This window comes from Hymenobacter sp. IS2118, assembly GCF_000715495.1.
Classification (GTDB): domain Bacteria; phylum Bacteroidota; class Bacteroidia; order Cytophagales; family Hymenobacteraceae; genus Hymenobacter.
Genome location: NZ_JNLX01000157.1, coordinates 29556 through 46902, shown reverse-complemented (window position 1 = coordinate 46902; position 17347 = coordinate 29556). Strand labels below are relative to the sequence as shown.

The window sequence follows — 17347 nt, the reverse complement described above, 5'->3', positions numbered from 1 at the left end:
TTTCAAAACCTAAAGGCTTGATTAATAAATTTTTGCCCAATATTTATCTTCTTTTTAATGGTATTGGCCCATTTAATTTGGATTTAACAAATCATTTGTTGCGCTCCCTGGCCATGGATGGCGATATAATGACTGAGAACTAGTAAATTTGCCAAACTACATCCATTATTATTATCTCCGGCGATGATGAAACGCATACCTGTTCTTGCATTTTGGGCTTTGTTGCTGTTGCCAGCACTGGGCTGGGCACAGGAAAACCGTGTTACGGGCCGGGTTGTGGATGCCAAAACCAAAGACCCGGTTCCCTTTGCCTCCATTAGCCTGCGGGAAGAGGGCACGGGCGCACTAACCAACGAGTACGGCTACTTTCAGCTGGCCGGCCTCGAAAAGGCGAGCCAGGATTCCCTTATTGTTATGACGCTAGGCTACGCGCGCAGTGCCGTCGTAATCAAGCGTGGCGGTACCGAAGACCTTATCATCGAACTTGATAAGCGGGTTATTGAGCTCGCCAACGTGACGGTTAGAGGCGGTAAGGTGAAAAACCTTGTGCTCGGCTCCAACTCAAACAACCCCGGCGAAGGCATGATTCAGGGCTTGCCCGGCAGCCAGTACGCCTTTTTCGTGAAAAACGAGAAGCAGAAGAAGCTGGGCAACGTGCGCACGGTGTCCTTTTACATCGGGGAAAATGGTTTCCCCCGCGAGCCCTTCCGGGTGCGTATCTACAAGGCCGACGGCAACTACAACGCCCCCAACACCGACCTGCTCACCGAAAACGTAGTGGTGTCGGCTTCGCGCGGCGGCGAATGGTATACCATCGACTTGAGCACCTACAATATTCCAGCGCCGGAAGAAGGCTTCTTCGTGGCCATGGAGTGGATTGTGGGCGGCGACAAGTTCTACACCACCAACTTCATGGACAACTACACGCCCTACGGCCAGATTATGCGTCCCACCTTCGAGTTCAAGGAAAGCCGCACCTGGAGCTATACTATTGGCAAGGGCTGGAACCTGCTCACGTTGGCTAACGACCAGGGCCGCCGCTACAACGCCATGATTAAGGCCGAAGTGGATATGATTAAATAAATCGCTGATTAGCGGTGATTAACCGTGATTTCGCTGATTGAGGGCGTCGTGTTTAACCATTGGTTTAGCTACACCGATAGTTCCTGTAAAACCCTGGTTCTACCGAGCCAGGGTTTTTTTATTACAGTTGATAGTTGCTAATCAGCGACTAAGCAGGTGTGCATAAGTAATCGTATTAAATTTGGGGCTTAGGAAGCAAACTTGGTTAGAGGGGCTGTTGGCGAAGTAATTTAAGGAGCAGTTTATAAAGGTCCTCGTAACGATGATTGAAGCGAAATTCAGACTCTTTCAGGTGCAGCAAAAAGGTGTGCTTGGGTACGCCCTTGAACTGCTGAAGGCGGGCTTTGGCGAAGCTCCAGAAGGATTCAATGACATTGATATGCGAAGCGCCGCCCACGAATTCGTTCTGGCCGTGGCGGACGCGGAAGTGGCGGTCAAAGCCCACGTCCACCAGCCCGTCGTAGCCGCGCCAGCCGTCGGTATTGACCATGGCGGCCACGTCGATTTTGCCGCGTATGATGGCCTGCAAGGTTTTTTTCGAGCAGTCGGGTACGATTTCCGTGTACACCTGCCCGCCACGTTTGAACAGGCCAAAGACGATGGTTTTACCGCCGGCCCCGCGGCCCCGTTTGCCGCGCACCCGGCGCGGGCCGAAGTAGCTCTCGTCGAGTTCGACGGCCCCGTCGAGTTCAGCCGGCACGGGGCTCCAGGCCAGGAGCCGGTGGCGCAGCCGCAGGTAAATTTCATTGACAGCCCGCACGCTCAGGCCCGTGAGCCGGGCCGTATCCGAGGCCGTCAAATCCAAGGCAAACAGGCGCAGCAAGTAGCGAAATTTGACCTCTGAAATTTTGCTGCACTTATAATAGCGGTTAGCTGATTGCATAACAGTAAGTTATGCCCCATTTTCTGGTTTTTGCTTCCTAAGCCCCTAAATTTTAACCGTCATGCTGAGCTTGTCGAAGCCTCTCTACCGCCTCGTTGAACAACTCCAACGGTGCGGTAGAGAGGCTTCGGCAAGCTCAGCATGACCCGCTTTTTTGCTACGGTTACTTTTGCACCACTGCTTAAATAATCGCGCACATGAAGCGTGTTGCGTGTGGTCATGTCGAGCGCAGCCGAGGCATCTTGCTCGCTTCATTGAGCGGTGCGAGCGAGATGCCTCGGCTGCGCTCGACATGACAGCCTGGAGGCTATGCTTACTCGTGCGTGCTCACTTATCAACCGTGATTTCGCTGAAGGAGAGTGGCACGCTCGACCACTGTAGAGCAGTGCTGCCAGCACATAAAAAAATCCCCTGACTCTACCAAGCCAGGGGATTTTTGAATCAGCGAAATCAAGGTTAATCACCGAGAGTCAGTGATTATTTTTTGCTCTGCGCCACAATCCATTCCCGGATAGTTTCCTCGGCTTCGGGCGAGAAGTTGGGCTGCTGCTGGCCGTTGATGATGGGCCACTTGGTAGCCTCCGGCTGAAAGAGGTGGTTGACACCGGACAATTTCTTGGCCGTCACATTCTTATTGAGCGCCAGTCCTTTTTGCAATGCTTTCTGGTTAGCATCAGCATTGATGGTCAGGTCGTTGGTGCCGTTCAGGAGCAATACCGGGCAGGAAACGCCCGTGAGCTGCTGCACCGGGTTGAAGGCGAGGAAAAACCGGTAGCGGGCCGACGTCATCTCGGCCGCGCTCGATTGGGCGGTAGCATTGTCGATAGCGGCGTTGTTCTGCTTGAGCATGTTGGCCACAATGGCCTGGGCCTGGGCGTTATCGGTCGTTTGCCGAATGATTTCGAGCATGGCCTGCTGCCGCTTGGTCGCGGCCTCAATCTGGTTGTTGTCGGTGCCCAGGGTGCGGAGCGTGGTAGCCTGTTGCTGCACCACAATTTCGCGGCCCGGCAGGCCGTAAGCGGCCAGGGCCACTACAAAAGCCGGCGGCAAGGGTTGCGCCGCCGCCAGCAGTGCCACATTACCGCCTTCGCCGTGCCCAATCAGGCCCAGATGTGCCAAATCAATTTCGGGACGGGTGCGCAAGAAATTCATGCCTGCCTGGGCATCGCTCACCAAATCGGCGGTGCTGACGGCAGCCGTACCGCCGGATTTACCCACGCCCCGGTCATCAAACCGCAGCACGGCGATGCCCCGGCGCGTAAGAAAATCAGCCAACAGGCCCAGTGGGGCAAAGTCGCCCACGGTGCCGTCACGGTCCTGCGGGCCAGCATCGCTGAGCAGCACTACGGCCGGAAACGGCCCCTGGCCGGCCGGAATGGTGAGCATGCCGCCGAGCCGCGTGTTCACGGTGAGGTTGGTGAAAGTGGCTTCCTCCTCGCGGTAAGGCGGGGTGAGGCGCACATTTTTAGCACTTATATCGGGCATGGCGCTGAAATTCAGCACCATTGGCGTTTTAAATCCCGGCGATTGCCAGGTGCCGTTCATCTGCTTGCCATCGGCAGAGAGGCGGCCGATGAAGCGGGTAGCGGCTTCCTCGGCGTAGAGGCGCACGGTATCGCCTTTCACTTCGGCTTTCACCGCCATGCGGCTCACTTTCTGCTGGGGCACGTCGAGGTCGCAGTAATAGTCGTTGCCCATCAGCTTACGAAGCCGAAAAATGACTTCGAGCTGCCCGCCCGGCACTTTCAGCTGGCCCTTCCACAGGCCATCGAGGGCCGGGGCATCGTCGGTAGCGGCCACTGCGACCGCGGCCGGCCGGGCGGCGGCCGGCAGAACGCCCGCGCAAATGAGATAAAGAATAAGACCGCCCGTCAGGCGGGATAAGCGCAGAGTATTAATTGACATAGTTAGAAAAGAAACGCTTTAGGACATGATAGCAACCCAAAGTTATTAAGGACGCGGGACGCCGACTGTAAAGTAGCAAAATAAATACCTTGCCAACATCTTATTTAAATGAGCACTCCGTGAATAATCACGGAAAGCGCCGGCCAAAATCAGCTGTACGCACCGCCCACCGGGCATTAATTCGGCCACCTACGGGTGAGCAGTGGCAAATTATCTTTCACGTTGAAGGTGCAGCAGAGAGCGCCGTTGCCCGCGTACGGCCAAAACCACGTGGCAAAATTTGTGCCGCTACTCGCTCACGAACACGCGCTTCACCCGCTCGCTCACGTTGGTCAGCAGCTCGTAGGCAATGGTGCCGATGCGGCCCGCCAGCTCCGGAAGCGGCAACCCCTCGCCGAACAGCAGGGCTACGTCGCCAGCCCGGGCCTGGGCAATGTGCGTGACGTCGACCATGCACATGTCCATGCACACCGAGCCCACCACCGGCGCCCGCTGGCCATGAATGAGCGCCAGGCCCGCCCCGTTGCCGAAGCGCCGGTCGTAGCCGTCGGCGTAGCCAATGGCCAGGGTGGCAATGCGCCGCTCGCTGGCGGCCGCCGCCCCACGGCGGCCGTAGCCCACGGTGTGGCCCGCGGGCAGGGTTTTGATTTGGGAAATGGTAGTGCGCAGCTGGCTCACGGGGTGCAGGGCCGCGGTGTCGCGGCCGCTGGCGTCTACGCCGTAGAGGCCGATGCCGAGGCGCACCATGTCGAAATGCGCAGCGGGAAACCGCAGGATGCCGGCGGAGTTCAGCGCGTGTTTCAGCACAGCATAGCCCAGGGCGGTCTCCAGCGCGGTGGCCATGCGCCGGAACGCTGCCAGCTGCGTTTGGGTGAAGTCGTCATGCGCGTCGTCGTCGGCGGCAGCCAGATGCGTCATAATGCTGGCGATGGGCAGCCGCGCGGCTTGCTGGCCCAGCAGCGCAACCAGCGCCGGCAGGTCGGCCTCATCGAAACCCAGGCGGCGCATGCCGGTGTCGAGCTTGAGGTGAATGGGCGGCCCGGGGCTGGCCGCGGGCGGAAAGGCCGCAAGGTATTCAGCCAGCATCTCGAAAGAGTAAATCTCGGGCTCCAGGCGGTAGTGCTGCAGCGCGCCGAAGGAATCGGGGGCCGGGTTCATCACCATGATGGGCAGGCTGATGCCAGCTTCGCGCAGGGCCACGCCTTCGTCGGGGTAGGCCACGGCGAGGTAGTCGGCCCGCTGAAATTCGAGCAGGCTGGCCACTTCGTAAGACCCCGCGCCGTAGGCAAAGGCCTTCACCATCACCATGAGCTTGGTGGCAGGCTGCAGCTGACGGCGGTAGTGCTGCAGGTTGTGGGCGAGGGCATCGAGGTTGACTTCCAGCACGGTGCCGTGCTGCTGGGCCTGCAGCGCCGCCACAATGCGCTCGAAGCCAAACCGCCGGGCACCCTTTATCAGGATGACTTCGCGGGCGAAGGCAGCGGGGTCGAGCTGGGCGAGGAAGGCCTCGGTGGTGGGGTAGGTTTCAATTAAAAATTGAGAATTAAAAATTAAAAATGAGTCCTGATTAGTCGAAGTATTCGGGGTATCGGGACCTTCTTCAATCTCACTTTTTAATTTATAATTTATGATTGTTAATTCCCTCGAAATCTCTTCTCCGATGCCTACCAGACGTGTGACGCCTGCGGCGGGTAGCAGCGCGGCTACGCGGGAGTACAACTCGGCGCCGCTCAGGCCCGACTCCAGCACGTCGCTCAGTATCAGGGTGCGGCGGCCGGGGCGGGACTGCCGGCCCAGAGTATTGAGGGCCAGCGCCAAGCCGGCCAAGTCGTTGTTGTAGGTATCGTCGAGCAGGTAGGAATCGTGGCGGCCCAGCTTCATTTCGAGGCGCATGGCCACGGGGTGCAGGCGGGCGAGGCGGCGCTGGATTTCGGCTGGTTCGAGCTGGCGGTGCAGTAGTACGGCCAGGCAGTGCAGGGCATTTTCTACCGAGGGCTCATCGGAGAAGGGCAACGTGAATGCGGCTCCCAGGCCCGTGCCGGCGTAGCGGGCGTGCAGGCTGGTGCTGCCGCTGGTGCTCTGGTCGAGGGCAAAATAGATATCGGCGGGCTGCCCGGCGTGGCGCGTCCAACTGAAGCCGGGCAGCTGCTGGGTGGCCACGGCGTGGCGCACCAGTTCCTGGTCGTGGCAGTAGAACAAGCGCTGGAACCGGGGGCCTTGGAACAGCTGCAGCTTTTCGAGCAGCTTCTCCTGGGCAGAGGCAAAGCCGGCGTCGTGCGCCGTGCCCAGCGTGGTGAATATCCCTTCGGTGGGCTGAATGACCGTGGCCAGGCGGGCCATTTCGCCAACCTCGGAAATCCCGGCTTCGAAAATGCCTAGGGTGTGGCGTTCGGGTAGCAGCTCCCACACGCTGAGAGGCACGCCCACCTGGGAGTTGTAGGAGCGCGGCGAGCGGCAGATATCCTCGTCGGGGCTCAGCAGCTGGGCCAGCCACTCCTTGACAATGGTTTTGCCGTTGGAGCCGGTGATGCCGAAAACCGGGCCGGCAAACGTGGCCCGATGGGCGGCGGCCACGGCTTGCAGCGCGGCCAGCGGGCTTGGCACCGCCATAATGCCCGCCTCCGCATAAGCGGCCAGGCCACCGGGCAATGCCCGCCCATCCTCCACGATGAACAAGCGCACGCCCTGGGCGTAGAGTTCGGGCAGGTAGCGGTGGCCATTGTGACTGGGGCCGCGCAGGGCAAAAAACAGGGCGCCGGCGGACAGGCCCACCCGCCGGCTGTCGAGCAGCAGGTGGCGGACTTCGGCGGTTGAGGCAGCTGGGGCTTGCAGCAAGCGGCCGCCAAGCAGGCCCGGGAGAGCAGAGAAGAAGAACACAGCGCAAAGGTCGGCGGTGGGTGGGAGAATGCGACGCAGGCCTTACGTCCACCTCACCCCCTAGCCCCCTCTCCAAAAGAGAGGGGGAACTGGGTTTTAGCTTTAGCCTTAGAAATTAAGGTTAGTCCCCCCTCTCTTGGGGAGAGGGGGTTAGGGGGTGAGGTGGGCGTTAGCTCAGTCAGCAACTACTGCAAGTGCAAGATTTTCTGTGACTTTGCCAAATATTACGTAAATCGGATTTACTTTCTTCACCCACTCCACACCTTTTTCCTATGAAACAATACCAAGTATTGGGGCGTGCCCTGCTGTGGGCACCGGCGGCAGCGCTGGCGCTGGTACCTGCAGCCCCAAAACCAGCACGGGCGTAACGGCGGCTTCGGCAACCAGTGCCGCACCAGCGGCAGCGCCGACTATGGCGACAGCGCCGGCCGGACCCGCTTTCCAGATTCCGGTGGACTACTACACCCTGCCCAACGGGCTGCGGGTAGTGCTCTCGCCCGACCACACCGCGCCCACAGCCACCGTGGCTGCGTACTACGCGGTTGGCTTCCGCACGGAGCCGCGCAACCGCACGGGGTTTGCGCATTTGTTTGAGCACCTGATGTTTCAGGGTTCGCAGAACCTGGGCAAGAACGAGTTTATCGGGCTGATTAAGAAAACGGTGGGGCGCTGAACGGCTCCACGCGCTTCGACTTCACGAACTACTACGAGGTGGTGCCCGCCCACAAGCTCGAAACCATTCTGTGGGCTGAGGCTGACCGGATGCGCGGGCTGGCCATCACCCAGAGCAACCTGACCAACCAGCAAGAGGTGGTGAAAAGCGAAGTGCGCGTGAACGTGCTCAACCAGCCCTACGGAGGCTTTCCGTGGCTGATGATGCCGCAGAAGGCCAACAAGAACTGGAACAACGCCCACAATTTCTACGGCGACCTCAAGGACCTCGACGCCGCCACGCTCACCGACACCAAGGACTTTTTCAAGACCTATTACGCCCCCAACAACGCCGTGCTGGCCGTGGTGGGCGACTTCGAGCCCGCCGAGGCCAAGGCCTGGGTAGAAAAATACTACGGCAACATCCCCAGCGCCCCGCAGCCGCCCAAGCCCGACCTGGCCGAGCCGCGCCAAGAGCAGGAGCAGCGCTTCGTGGAAGACGACAAGTTGGCCACCAAGCCGGCTCTGGCCTTCGCCTACCACATGCCCGAGCGCAACACTCCCGAATACTACGCCCTGATAATGCTGGACCAGATTCTGCTGCAGGGCAACGACAGCCGCCTCTACCAGGCCCTGGTGCAGAAGCGCGGCTACTCCGATGGCGTGAGCGGCGGCATCAACTCGGACCTAGGCAACCAGTTCAACTACAACGGGCCCATGCTCTGGATGGGCAGCCTGGTGTACGACCCCACCGTGCGGGCCGATTCGGTGGTGCGCGTGCTCGACCAGGAAATAGACCGCCTGGCCCGCACCGGCATCGACCAAGCCACCATGGATTTGGCGATGGTGAAAATCCGCTCGGCGTTTTACGACCAGGTAAGCGGGTCCGACAACTTCGGGCGGGCCGATTTGCTGGCCGCGTTCGCCTTGTTCGACAACGACCCGGGCCGCATCAACCGCCTGGAGAGCGAATTCCGCAAGGTGACGCCGGCGCTCATGCAGGCTACCATCCGCGAGTACCTGCGGCCCTCCAACCGCACCATCATCACCATCAACCCGCTGGCCAAGAGCTAGCCCTCCCTCCTTTCGACATGAACAAGCTAGTGATTGGGCTGCTCAGCACGGCCCTCGTAACTGCCGTCCCGGCAGCGTGGGCCAGCTTCCCGCCCGGTCCCGCCCCCAGCATCGAAGTAGCCAAGCCCGTGAACAAAGGCGAGGTGCTGACCCAGGACCGGCCCAACGCGCCGCAGTCGACCATTGTGGTGGGCCTGCCGGTCGTCGACCCCAGCCACCCGGACTACATCCGGCTGCGCGTGATGAACTCGCTGCTCGGTGGCTCGTTTGGCTCGCGCATCACCCGCAACATTCGGGAGGACAAGGGCTACACGTACTCGCCCTATAGCTACCTCGATACCAAATACCGCACCTCCAACTGGACGCAAAACGCCGACGTGACCACGGCCGATACCTACAATTCGCTGCGCGAAATCATGAAGGAAGTGGAGCTGCTGCAAAAAACGCCGCCTTCGGCCGACGAGTTGCAGGGCATTCAGAACTATGAGGGCGGCATGTTCGTGCTCCGCAAGTCCAACCCCGGCGGCATCATCGGCCAGCTCAATACCCTGGACCTGCACGGCCTGCCCGAAACCTACCTCACCGACCAGGTGAAAAACATCAATGCCGTGACGCCCCAGCAGGTGAGCGAAACGGCCCGCAAGTATGTGCGCCCCGAGGCCATGACCGTGGTGGTAGTGGGCGACAAAAAGGTGATTGAGCCACAGATAAAGAAGTTTCAGGCCGAGCGCAAAAAGGCACTGTAGCGCTGGCTGCCTGCTGATTTCGCGTGCATTGTTTCGTTCCTTTCCGTGGCAATTCGAAAGATTTGCGGCGGGAAGGAACTTTTTTTGCGTGGCAATTCCCATTTGGCCCAGCCTTTGCCTTGGCAGCTACTGCCTCACTCGGCTACCTGCCACGCCCACTTATCCCTATGAAAACACCTGTCCGCACCCTCTTTATAACCGTCTTCACCGCCGCGTCCGGACTAATTGCCGCTTGCTCCGATAAGGCCAAGGACGAAGCCCCCATGCCCGCCGACCCCACGCCGGCACTGCAGATGAGCAGCTACTTCGACTTTGTGACCATCACCCCCGCGGGCGGTACCGCCCATTCAGGCTACGGTACCGGCTACCGGCCAGCCGACATCAAAGGCACCGCCACCCTGGGGCCGCAAGTATTGGCGTTGGATTTTGAGGCAGGCACCGACAACACCTACTTTGAAGTAGACCGCGCCAAGATTTCGGCCAAGTGGACGGGCACCTACGCGCTGCAGTGCCGCAACCGCCCCACCGACCCGGTTTTTACCTCCTATATCTACACCGTGCGCACCGCCACTGGCAGCAGCGGCGCCATCTACCGCTTCAGCGAAACGACCCGCGAGCTCACCGGCAACGTCACCATTACGGCCTACGACGCCAAGCGCCAGCTGGTAAGCGGCACCTACGAAGTGCGGGCCCCCGAGCAGAATGAGCCCAGCGCAACCATCACGTTTGGCGGCCCCAAGTGCACTATCATCATGGAAGGCAGCTTTGAAAACCTCAAGGTGAAGGGCCAGTAAGCAGTCGTTACTTGTTTTCAGAAAAGCCGTTTTGAGCAATCAGAACGGCTTTTTGAGCAGTAATACCAGCAACTGTGAGTTCCTTCAGAAGCTGCAAGCGTGGAGATGCATGCGTTTACTGGTTGCGCGCTGGCCGGTGTTGCAACAGCAGCCCGCGCACAACCAGCGAACGCACGCAACGCCTGGCCTGACATACAATGTCAAAAGGTATCAGTTGGGATTTACCGAGGCCGACAGCGCCCCTATGCCATGCCAAATCCGGCCAAACTGTTTGCCGGGTTCACGGTCCAAATCCCCGCCTAACTTTGCCGGCCCTTGTTTGTCTGTTTCTTACATGAGATTTTTTCGATTGCTATTAGGCCTGAGTTTGATTGTGCTGTTGGCCGACTGTGCCCGCCGGCCCACCAAACTGGAAATTTACGACGTGGTAATCAACCACGTAACCGTGGTGGACGTGGTAACCGGCCAGCTCCGGCCCAATCAGGTAGTCACCGTTTCGAGGGGCAAAATTGTGGGTGTTGAGCCCGCCGACCGCGACAGCTACGCCGCCAAGCAGTACGTGAACGGCAACGGGCGCTACCTCATTCCGGGCTTGTGGGACATGCACGTACACTTTCGGGGCGGCGACAGCCTCATTGCCGCCAACCGCAAAAGCCTGACGCTTTTTCTGGCCCACGGCGTGACCACGGTGCGCGATGCCGGCGGCGACCTCACGCCCAGCGTGTTTCAGTGGCGCCAGGATATGAATGCCGGCAAGCTGGCCGGGCCGCGCATCTTTACTTCCGGCCCCAAAATCGATGGTCCCGGAGGCTACTGGCCCGGCTCGCTGGCAGTGGAAACGCCCGCCCAAATTCGCCAGGCCGTGGATTCGCTCAAGCGGCTGGGGGTGGACTACGTAAAAATTTACGATAGCAAAATTTCCGGCCCAGCCTTCCTCAACACCATCTCTGAGGCTCAGAAGCGGGGTTTGAAAACCACCGGCCACATGCCCTACTCCGTGACGTTGGCCGATGCCGTGCGGCGCGGCCTGGACGCCACCGAGCACCTGTATTACGTCTTCAAGGCAGCCTCCAGTAAGGAAGACAGCCTAACGGCACTGGTGCGCAGCAGCCTGAGTACCCCCAAGCCGCTGGGGCTTTTTGCGGTGCTGCCGGCCGTGTACGACACGTACAGTCCGGAGGCAGCCGACCGCATTTTCAAGCTCATGGCCAAGCGCAAAACGGCCGTGGTGCCTACGCTTTTCATTGGCAAGACCCTGAGCGAGCTGGCGGAAAACGACCACGCCCAGGATACGCTGCGGGCCTACATCGACCCCAAAATTCAGGCCACCTATCAGCGGCGGCTGGCCGGCGCCCGCCAGCAGTCGCCCGCCGCACAAGCATTCAGCCGCAAGCTGGAAGCGAAGTTCTACACGCTGGTGCCGCTGATGCAGGCGGCCGGCGTCAGCATTCTGGCCGGCTCCGACAGCGGGCCGTTCAACTCCTTCATCTACCCCGGCGCCTCCTTGCAAGACGAGCTGCAGCAGCTGGTGGTAGCCGGCCTTACGCCCCTGCAAGCCCTGCAAGCCGCCACCATCAACGGCGCCAAATTTATGGGCGTGGCCAGTAGCACCGGCACCATCGCCCCCGGCAAAGATGCCGACCTGCTGCTGCTCACCGCCAACCCGCTGGAGAACATCGCCAACATCAAGCAGATTGACGCCGTGGTGTCGCGGGGCAAAGCCTATCCGACGGCGGCGCTCAAAAACATGATGCGGGCGGTGAAGAATCCGTGAGGAGGTTTGGTTGAATTACATTCTGCTGTTACATTCTTCGTGTACATTAGCTTTTAGGAAAAGATTTTTGTCACTGCTATGCAACCCTGCTGTTGTCGCGTTGCTCATTCTTTTGCACTACCTCCAATTACATGAAACTGCTTTCTACTCTAACGGCTTTCCTGGGCATCTGCTTACTATTGGGTGGGTGTGACCGTTCCAAAACGCCGGAGCCTGGGCTGCCGTTACCTGCCGCCACAGCCGTTGGCGCCAATACCCTGGGTTTCCAAATCAACGGACGTGTTTGGACCACCCACGGGCAAACGTGCGTCTTTTCTGGACCCTGCCGAGACAATATGCTTTCGGCCCGCGTCGACCGCGGGCCAGGGGGGCTGTATAGATTGCTCGTGACCACCCGACTCACTACGGCGCAGCACGCAGAAGACTTCCTGCTACAAGTCGACTCCATTCGAGGGCCCGGGAGCTACCGGTGCTCGCCCCATTTTACGGGCACAGTACGCCCGGTGCCCACCGGCTTCGCCCTGCAGGACAATAGGACGACAGATGCTGCCCATCAGTTGGCGCTAAGCACGGCCGCGACCAGCCGTATTGTGTTAACGCAGGTGGACACCGTGCGCCGTATCATTGCCGGCACGTTTGAAGGACAATTGCGTCAGACGTGGACGCCCTACGTGACCAATGAATTAACACAAGGTCGCTTCGATGTCCACTATTGAGACCGGTTATTTATCGGATAAGGCTAAATAAGTGCGCGTTTCCGGCAGCGGCGAATTGGCGGCCTTTACGGCCTACGCCAATCCCAGCAGGACGGCAACGCTACCCCGTTACATCCCTATTTTCAAGCCGTTGCCCCGGGGCGAGGGGGGGAGCTGCTGCTGGAGCAAATTGAGGCCACCGCCTATGCCCTCACGTGCGTAGATGGCAATGGGCAGTTGCGTTGGCAGCGGCGGCTGGACGTCGGCGGATTTCCGCTGGGAACGGAACTTGACTATTTCAACCTGGCCGTTGCGCCTAGCACGGGCGCCGTTGTGGTCTTCGCCGCCAAGCGGGCCAGTGGACAGGCGCAAATTCTGAGACTGAGCGGGACGGGGACCCTCGAAAGCAGCGCCCTCTATTCAGCAACCGCTGGATTTGTCACGTTTGGGGCGGTCGGGTTCGGGTTACGGGAGGAGGTCTGCTGGACCGTGGAATCGGATAATGGACTCTCCTACTATGCCGTGGATGCATCAGGTCGTGGCTTTGCGGCGCGCGCGCTCTCGCCAGCTCCCAGCAGTTCCATTCCCAACACCAGCACTGTCTTTACAGCTTATGGCATCGTGGGGATGGGTCAAAATGGGGCGTATGCCTTGGGCACACTGGTGGGTCCTGACCCCATCAGGTACCCCGGGACTAGCATCAATTTTCTGCGCCTCACCCTGCAAGGGCAAGCGGGCTGCAACACCGGCGATGCCCCTGCCCTAAGCCAGTTCCCCGGAGGCACCGGCAGTCGCATTGCCGACTTGCCGCTGCCTCCGGGGACCAATGTTGCCGTGTCGGCCTCCTCCTATGGCTTAGTGAATAAGCCAATGGTATTAAAACAAAGTCGCTCTTGTCTGCCCTAATTTAGGCATGTTGGTGCTCGTAATGCGAGCGAAGTCGGTACAAGCCCGAAACTGGCGCGAGTTACGCTATGTTAAACTCGCGCCAGTGCAGCGTCGCCCCCAAAATCCGACCAATCCGCTACATCCCCGCCTAAAACCCCATGCCTACCCGCACGCCGGTGCCCAGCTTTTCGCCGCTTTGTAGGGCCGTATAGAAATCAACCCGCAGCACTTTCACGATGTGCTCGATGCCTACGCCCAGCTCCAGGTAGTGGCCAGCCTGGGCCGTGGTGAGGTAGTTGACCGTGGCCACTTCCTGCCACTTCAGCTTGCGCAGCAGCGGGATATTATTGAGGAAAAAGCCGTTGAAATGGTGGTCGTAGTGGCCTTCGACGTAGCTGTTGTTGGTGCTGAAGCGGTAGTAGTCGAGCAGCTGGAAGTTGTTGAAGCTACCGGCCAGAATAGTCTGGTTGCCCGAGAAGTGGCGGTAGTCCATGAACTGCACGCCCCGCTGCCGACCCACGAAGCTGCCCACGTTCACCCGGTAGCTGCTGGTGCCCAGCAGGCCCAGCGAGAAATTGTCGCGCACGCCGGCTTGCAGCAGGGTGTAGCGCACGTCGGCCCCCAGCGCGCCCGCCACCGCCGTGCGGCCCTGCACGGTGAAGGTGGGCCACTTCGAGCCGAGGTTGAACTTGCCATCGGGCCGGCTGATGTAGCGCTGACCGGGCTTGAAGTCCAGCGACAGACCCAGCGTGAGCACCTGGCTACGGCCGAAACCGGGGTTGGCCAGCTCCTCGCTCACCGGCAGGTTGGGGGTGAAGGCCCGGCCGGGCACGTCGCGCAGCAGCTCGGTGGTGGTGTTGAACAGTTCCCGACGGTCGAAATAGCTGGCGCTGACCGACAGGTTCAGGCCGTTAACGGGCTCGGTGAAGTAGGACAGCTCCGCGCCATCGCGCCGGTATAGCTTGGCGTAGTTGCGGTTGGCTAGCAGGGTGTACACGCTGTTGATGGCGGGCGTGAGCTGCGAGTTGCGGTCGAAATTCTCGATGGTGCGGCCTGCCGTCAGCGCAATCCGCTTCGCCTTGGCCGGGTGCAGCTGCCAGCTGGCTTCCAGACTGGGGTTCAGCTCTTTGCTGCTGAATCCGTAGCGCAGCGTGGGCGTGATGGTGAAGTAGCGCCGGTCGTCGGTGCGCTGCCGGAAAACGGCCTGGGCATTCAGCACGCCGCCTTCCACGGTGTTGTACTGCAAAATGCGCGACAGCGGCAGCACCGTTACCGACTGCTTTTTGAAGCTATTCTGGTACGTATAGCCGCCCAAAATCAGGTTGATGGGTTCGAATTCGTTGCGCTTGCGGTCGAGCGAGTCCTGGTAGGGGCGCGAGGCGCGGATGACTTCGGTGCTGTCCTTCACGGCGTAGTCCTTTTTTTCCTCTGCCGTGAGCGGCACGGGGCGCACCTGGTCCCAGTAGGCCGAGTCGCGCTCGTTCACGCCTTTTTCCACCAATTGTACCTGGCCGCGCGGCATTTGGGCAAACGGGTCGTTTTTGAGCGAGTCGCGCTCGGTCTTTTTCACCTGCTTGCGTACCTGGGCGCTGAGGCCGCGCAGGTCGGGCTTGCGCTTGCGGATTTGGGCGGCGGTTTCCTGGCCCAGCGGGGCCTCGTCTTTGCCCTCGGCCACCACGGGCGGCGCGGTGCGGGCAACGGGCGGCGTGGGGTAGGTGGCCACCACGTTGGCGTAGTTCGACAGCACCGCCGTAATGTAGCCCGACCCCTTGAAGCCCATGCCCGACAGGTCGGCCCGGATTTGCTGCGACTGAATGAGCCACACGTTGGGGTTGCCGGGGGCCGGGGCGTACTGCTGGGCAATGTGCAGCACGTCCACGTAGTCAATCTGGGCGTCTTTGTCGAGGTTCAAATCCACGGAATGAATGCGCCAGGATTCGTCCACGATGTAGATGAAGCCCGAGAAAACCGGGTCGGTGCGGCGCCGCGGCGTCACCCGAATTTTGTGCACCGTCACGCCGCCCTGCGGGGTGCTGCCCACCAGCTCGTACTTGTAGAACAGCATGGCGTTGCTGGCGATGGGCGACACGAAGCCGCGCTCCGAGAAGCCGGGCTTTATCAGGTTTTCGTAGAAGCCCAGGTTGCGGGCCGCGCTGGCCCGGTTGAAGCTGATGCCCCGCGAGTCGCCGCTCACCCGGCTCGATATCATGCGCTCCTTCACCACGTTGGGCTGGGCAAAGCTGATGTCGGAGAGGCTTTCGGACAGGTAAAAAATGCCTTTTTTGATGTCGGGGCCGAGCTTGAACAGGCCCATGATTTTCTCCGGCGTGTCGTTGATGCGGCCCAGGCTTTTGATGTAGACGCGGGCCCGGTAGGCGGCCACTTCGCGGCGGTGGTAGGCGCGCCACTGCTGCGCCTGCTGAATAATGGCGTAGGCCGGGTCGCGGTCGGTGGATTTCACCAGCACCTCGCCCAAGTTGTAGGACTCCGGCTGGAGCGTCACGTTCACCGTCACGGCCGTGTCGCCACCCTGCACGCGCACCGGCTGAATAAGCGGCCGGTAGCCCACGTACTGAAACACCAGCTCGTATTGCCCCGCCGGCAGCCGCAGCTGAAACTCGCCCTGCTCGTTGGAGCCCGTGCTGGTGGCCGAGCCCCGCACCGCCACGTTGGCAAAGGCCAGGCCCTGCTGGTTGGCCCCGCTCACCGTGCCTTTAATCACCCCGGCAAAGCCCACGAATGGCAACCAAACGAGCAACAGTAGAAAAGTGGGCAGACGTAGTGTAGATAATAACATAAAGCAGAAAACTTAACCCGGCCAAGTTACGGCCTTCGCGCAACTGATGCCGCCCAGAGGCCAATGGTTGCCTGTGGGGCCTATTTAAGTGGTCGTGTAGAAGTAAGTGTGTTCTTGACTTGGTGTTGTCATGCAGAGCGCAGCGAAGCATCTCGCTCGCTGGGTTGAAGCAGCCCAACGGGGCGAGCGAGATGCTTCACTGCGCTCTGCATGACGATTTTTGCTTCGATTACTTTTGCTCGAGTACTTAAAAGCCAAATCAAGCCACAACTTCTTCGGCGGGCGCCAAGGCGGCGGCATGGGCATCAACGCGGGCCGTGTACCAGGCATTCAGGCCCACGCCCAGCACCACCAGGGCCATGCCGCCGTAGGCCAGCGGACCAAAGATTTCGCCAAAAAACACGTAGCCCAGGCCCAGCGCGTAAAACAGCCCGAGGTAGTTGAGCGGCGCCACCCGGCTCAGGCGTTCGAGTTGGTAGGCGCGCGTCATGCTCACCTGGGCCACCTGCGTGAACGCACCGCAGGCCAGCAGCCAGAACCAGTCGGCGCCTTGCGGCGACTGCCACTGAAACAGGCAGCCCAACGCCGCCAGCGGCAACGAAATCAAGGGGAAATAAAACACAATCACCAGCGGATGCTCGCGCCCGCGCAGCTTGCGGATGGCGTTGTAGCTCAGGCCCGAAAGCAGCGCACCCAGCACGCCCACTCCCAGAAACGCCAGGCCCGCCGCGGCCGTCCCAGCCCCGGCGCTGGCCGGTGGCCCACCCTGCTGCACCAGCACCACGCCGCCAAAGCTCAGGGCGAAAAACAGCCACTGCCAGCCGCGCACCGGCTCGCGCACCAGCCAGATGCCCATCACGGCCGTGAAAATCGGGGCCAGGTATTGGGCGGTCACGGCTGTGGCCAGGGGCAGGTTTTGCAAAGCCAGAAAGTAGCACACCAGCGCCACCGCGCCCGTGCTGCCGCGGCTCACGAGCAGGCGGCGGTTGTGGCCCAGCGGGGCTACGCCCAGCCGCCGCAACGCCACGTAGCTGGCCACAATGGAAAAGATGGACCGGAAGAAAATAATTTCCAGGGCGGGCAGGTGAGACAGCTGTTTCACGCAGGCATTCATGCCCGCAAAGAGCACCGTACTCAGCAACATATGGCGAATGCCAAGAGATATTTCCAGTTTCAAACC

The 17347-nt window shown here is 60.4% G+C and carries 11 protein-coding genes; 6 read left to right on the top strand and 5 right to left on the bottom strand.

The features are described from left to right. The first annotated feature begins 183 nt into the window (after positions 1-183). Positions 184-1083, top strand: coding sequence for a carboxypeptidase-like regulatory domain-containing protein (locus tag GM79_RS16190; protein ID WP_081867822.1), 900 nt, complete (start codon positions 184-186; stop codon positions 1081-1083). Positions 1084-1288: 205 nt separating this feature from the next. Here GM79_RS16190 and GM79_RS16185 read toward each other — a convergent pair whose 3' ends face one another. The 3 genes from GM79_RS16185 to alr all read right to left on the bottom strand — a co-directional run bounded on the left by GM79_RS16185 (position 1289) and on the right by alr (position 6748). Beyond that, the gene (locus GM79_RS16185; protein WP_035565873.1) at positions 1289-1966 is read right to left on the bottom strand and encodes an IS1595 family transposase; all 678 of its coding nucleotides are present in this window, start codon (positions 1964-1966) and stop codon (positions 1289-1291) included. Positions 1967-2443: 477 nt separating this feature from the next. After that, positions 2444-3871, bottom strand: a complete 1428-nt coding sequence (locus GM79_RS16180; RefSeq protein ID WP_035565870.1) for an alpha/beta hydrolase family protein — start codon at positions 3869-3871, stop codon at positions 2444-2446. Between the two features lie 288 nt (positions 3872-4159). Then, the gene (gene alr / locus GM79_RS16175) at positions 4160-6748 is read right to left on the bottom strand and encodes an alanine racemase (protein WP_081867821.1); all 2589 of its coding nucleotides are present in this window, start codon (positions 6746-6748) and stop codon (positions 4160-4162) included. Positions 6749-7160: 412 nt separating this feature from the next. Between alr and GM79_RS26120 the strand changes: the two genes are divergently transcribed. The 5 genes from GM79_RS26120 (at position 7161) to GM79_RS16155 (ending at position 11787) form a co-directional block, all read left to right on the top strand. Beyond that, on the top strand, positions 7161-7421 hold the full coding sequence (locus tag GM79_RS26120) for a M16 family metallopeptidase (protein ID WP_235184091.1): 261 nt from the start codon (positions 7161-7163) through the stop codon (positions 7419-7421). A 38-nt stretch (positions 7422-7459) separates the two neighbouring features. Next, positions 7460-8473 carry a M16 family metallopeptidase gene (locus GM79_RS16170; protein WP_235184090.1) on the top strand — a complete coding sequence of 338 codons (1014 nt, stop codon included), beginning with the start codon at positions 7460-7462 and terminating at the stop codon, positions 8471-8473. Between the two features lie 17 nt (positions 8474-8490). Further along, positions 8491-9219, top strand: a complete 729-nt coding sequence (locus GM79_RS16165) for a M16 family metallopeptidase (RefSeq protein ID WP_051718978.1) — start codon at positions 8491-8493, stop codon at positions 9217-9219. Positions 9220-9386: 167 nt separating this feature from the next. Then, a complete protein-coding gene (locus tag GM79_RS16160; RefSeq protein WP_035565867.1) occupies positions 9387-10013 on the top strand; it encodes a hypothetical protein in 627 nt (208 codons plus the stop codon). A 334-nt stretch (positions 10014-10347) separates the two neighbouring features. Beyond that, positions 10348-11787 (top strand): amidohydrolase family protein, encoded by a 1440-nt coding sequence (locus GM79_RS16155; protein WP_035565864.1) that lies wholly within the window; start codon positions 10348-10350, stop codon positions 11785-11787. A 1731-nt stretch (positions 11788-13518) separates the two neighbouring features. Here the strand turns inward: GM79_RS16155 and GM79_RS16140 are convergent. Both GM79_RS16140 and GM79_RS16135 read right to left on the bottom strand, forming a co-directional pair. Continuing rightward, the gene (locus GM79_RS16140; protein ID WP_072008641.1) at positions 13519-16167 is read right to left on the bottom strand and encodes a DUF5686 and carboxypeptidase regulatory-like domain-containing protein; all 2649 of its coding nucleotides are present in this window, start codon (positions 16165-16167) and stop codon (positions 13519-13521) included. Positions 16168-16426: 259 nt separating this feature from the next. Beyond that, positions 16427-17311: a DMT family transporter gene (locus GM79_RS16135; RefSeq protein ID WP_051718975.1), complete on the bottom strand. Its 885-nt coding sequence runs from the start codon at positions 17309-17311 to the stop codon at positions 16427-16429. Between the last annotated feature and the right edge of the window lie 36 nt (positions 17312-17347).

Excerpts from the sequence above, each read along its gene's own strand:
- GM79_RS16180 (WP_035565870.1), bottom strand. The coding sequence starts at position 3,871 with ATGTCAATTAATACTCTGCGCTTATCCCGCCTGACGGGCGGTCTTATT.
- GM79_RS16155 (WP_035565864.1), top strand. The coding sequence starts at position 10,348 with ATGAGATTTTTTCGATTGCTATTAGGCCTGAGTTTGATTGTGCTGTTG.
- GM79_RS16190 (WP_081867822.1), top strand. The coding sequence starts at position 184 with ATGATGAAACGCATACCTGTTCTTGCATTTTGGGCTTTGTTGCTGTTG.
- GM79_RS26120 (WP_235184091.1), top strand. The coding sequence starts at position 7,161 with ATGGCGACAGCGCCGGCCGGACCCGCTTTCCAGATTCCGGTGGACTAC.
- GM79_RS16160 (WP_035565867.1), top strand. The coding sequence starts at position 9,387 with ATGAAAACACCTGTCCGCACCCTCTTTATAACCGTCTTCACCGCCGCG.
- GM79_RS16165 (WP_051718978.1), top strand. The coding sequence starts at position 8,491 with ATGAACAAGCTAGTGATTGGGCTGCTCAGCACGGCCCTCGTAACTGCC.
- GM79_RS16185 (WP_035565873.1), bottom strand. The coding sequence starts at position 1,966 with ATGCAATCAGCTAACCGCTATTATAAGTGCAGCAAAATTTCAGAGGTC.
- GM79_RS16135 (WP_051718975.1), bottom strand. The coding sequence starts at position 17,311 with ATGTTGCTGAGTACGGTGCTCTTTGCGGGCATGAATGCCTGCGTGAAA.
- GM79_RS16140 (WP_072008641.1), bottom strand. The coding sequence starts at position 16,167 with ATGTTATTATCTACACTACGTCTGCCCACTTTTCTACTGTTGCTCGTT.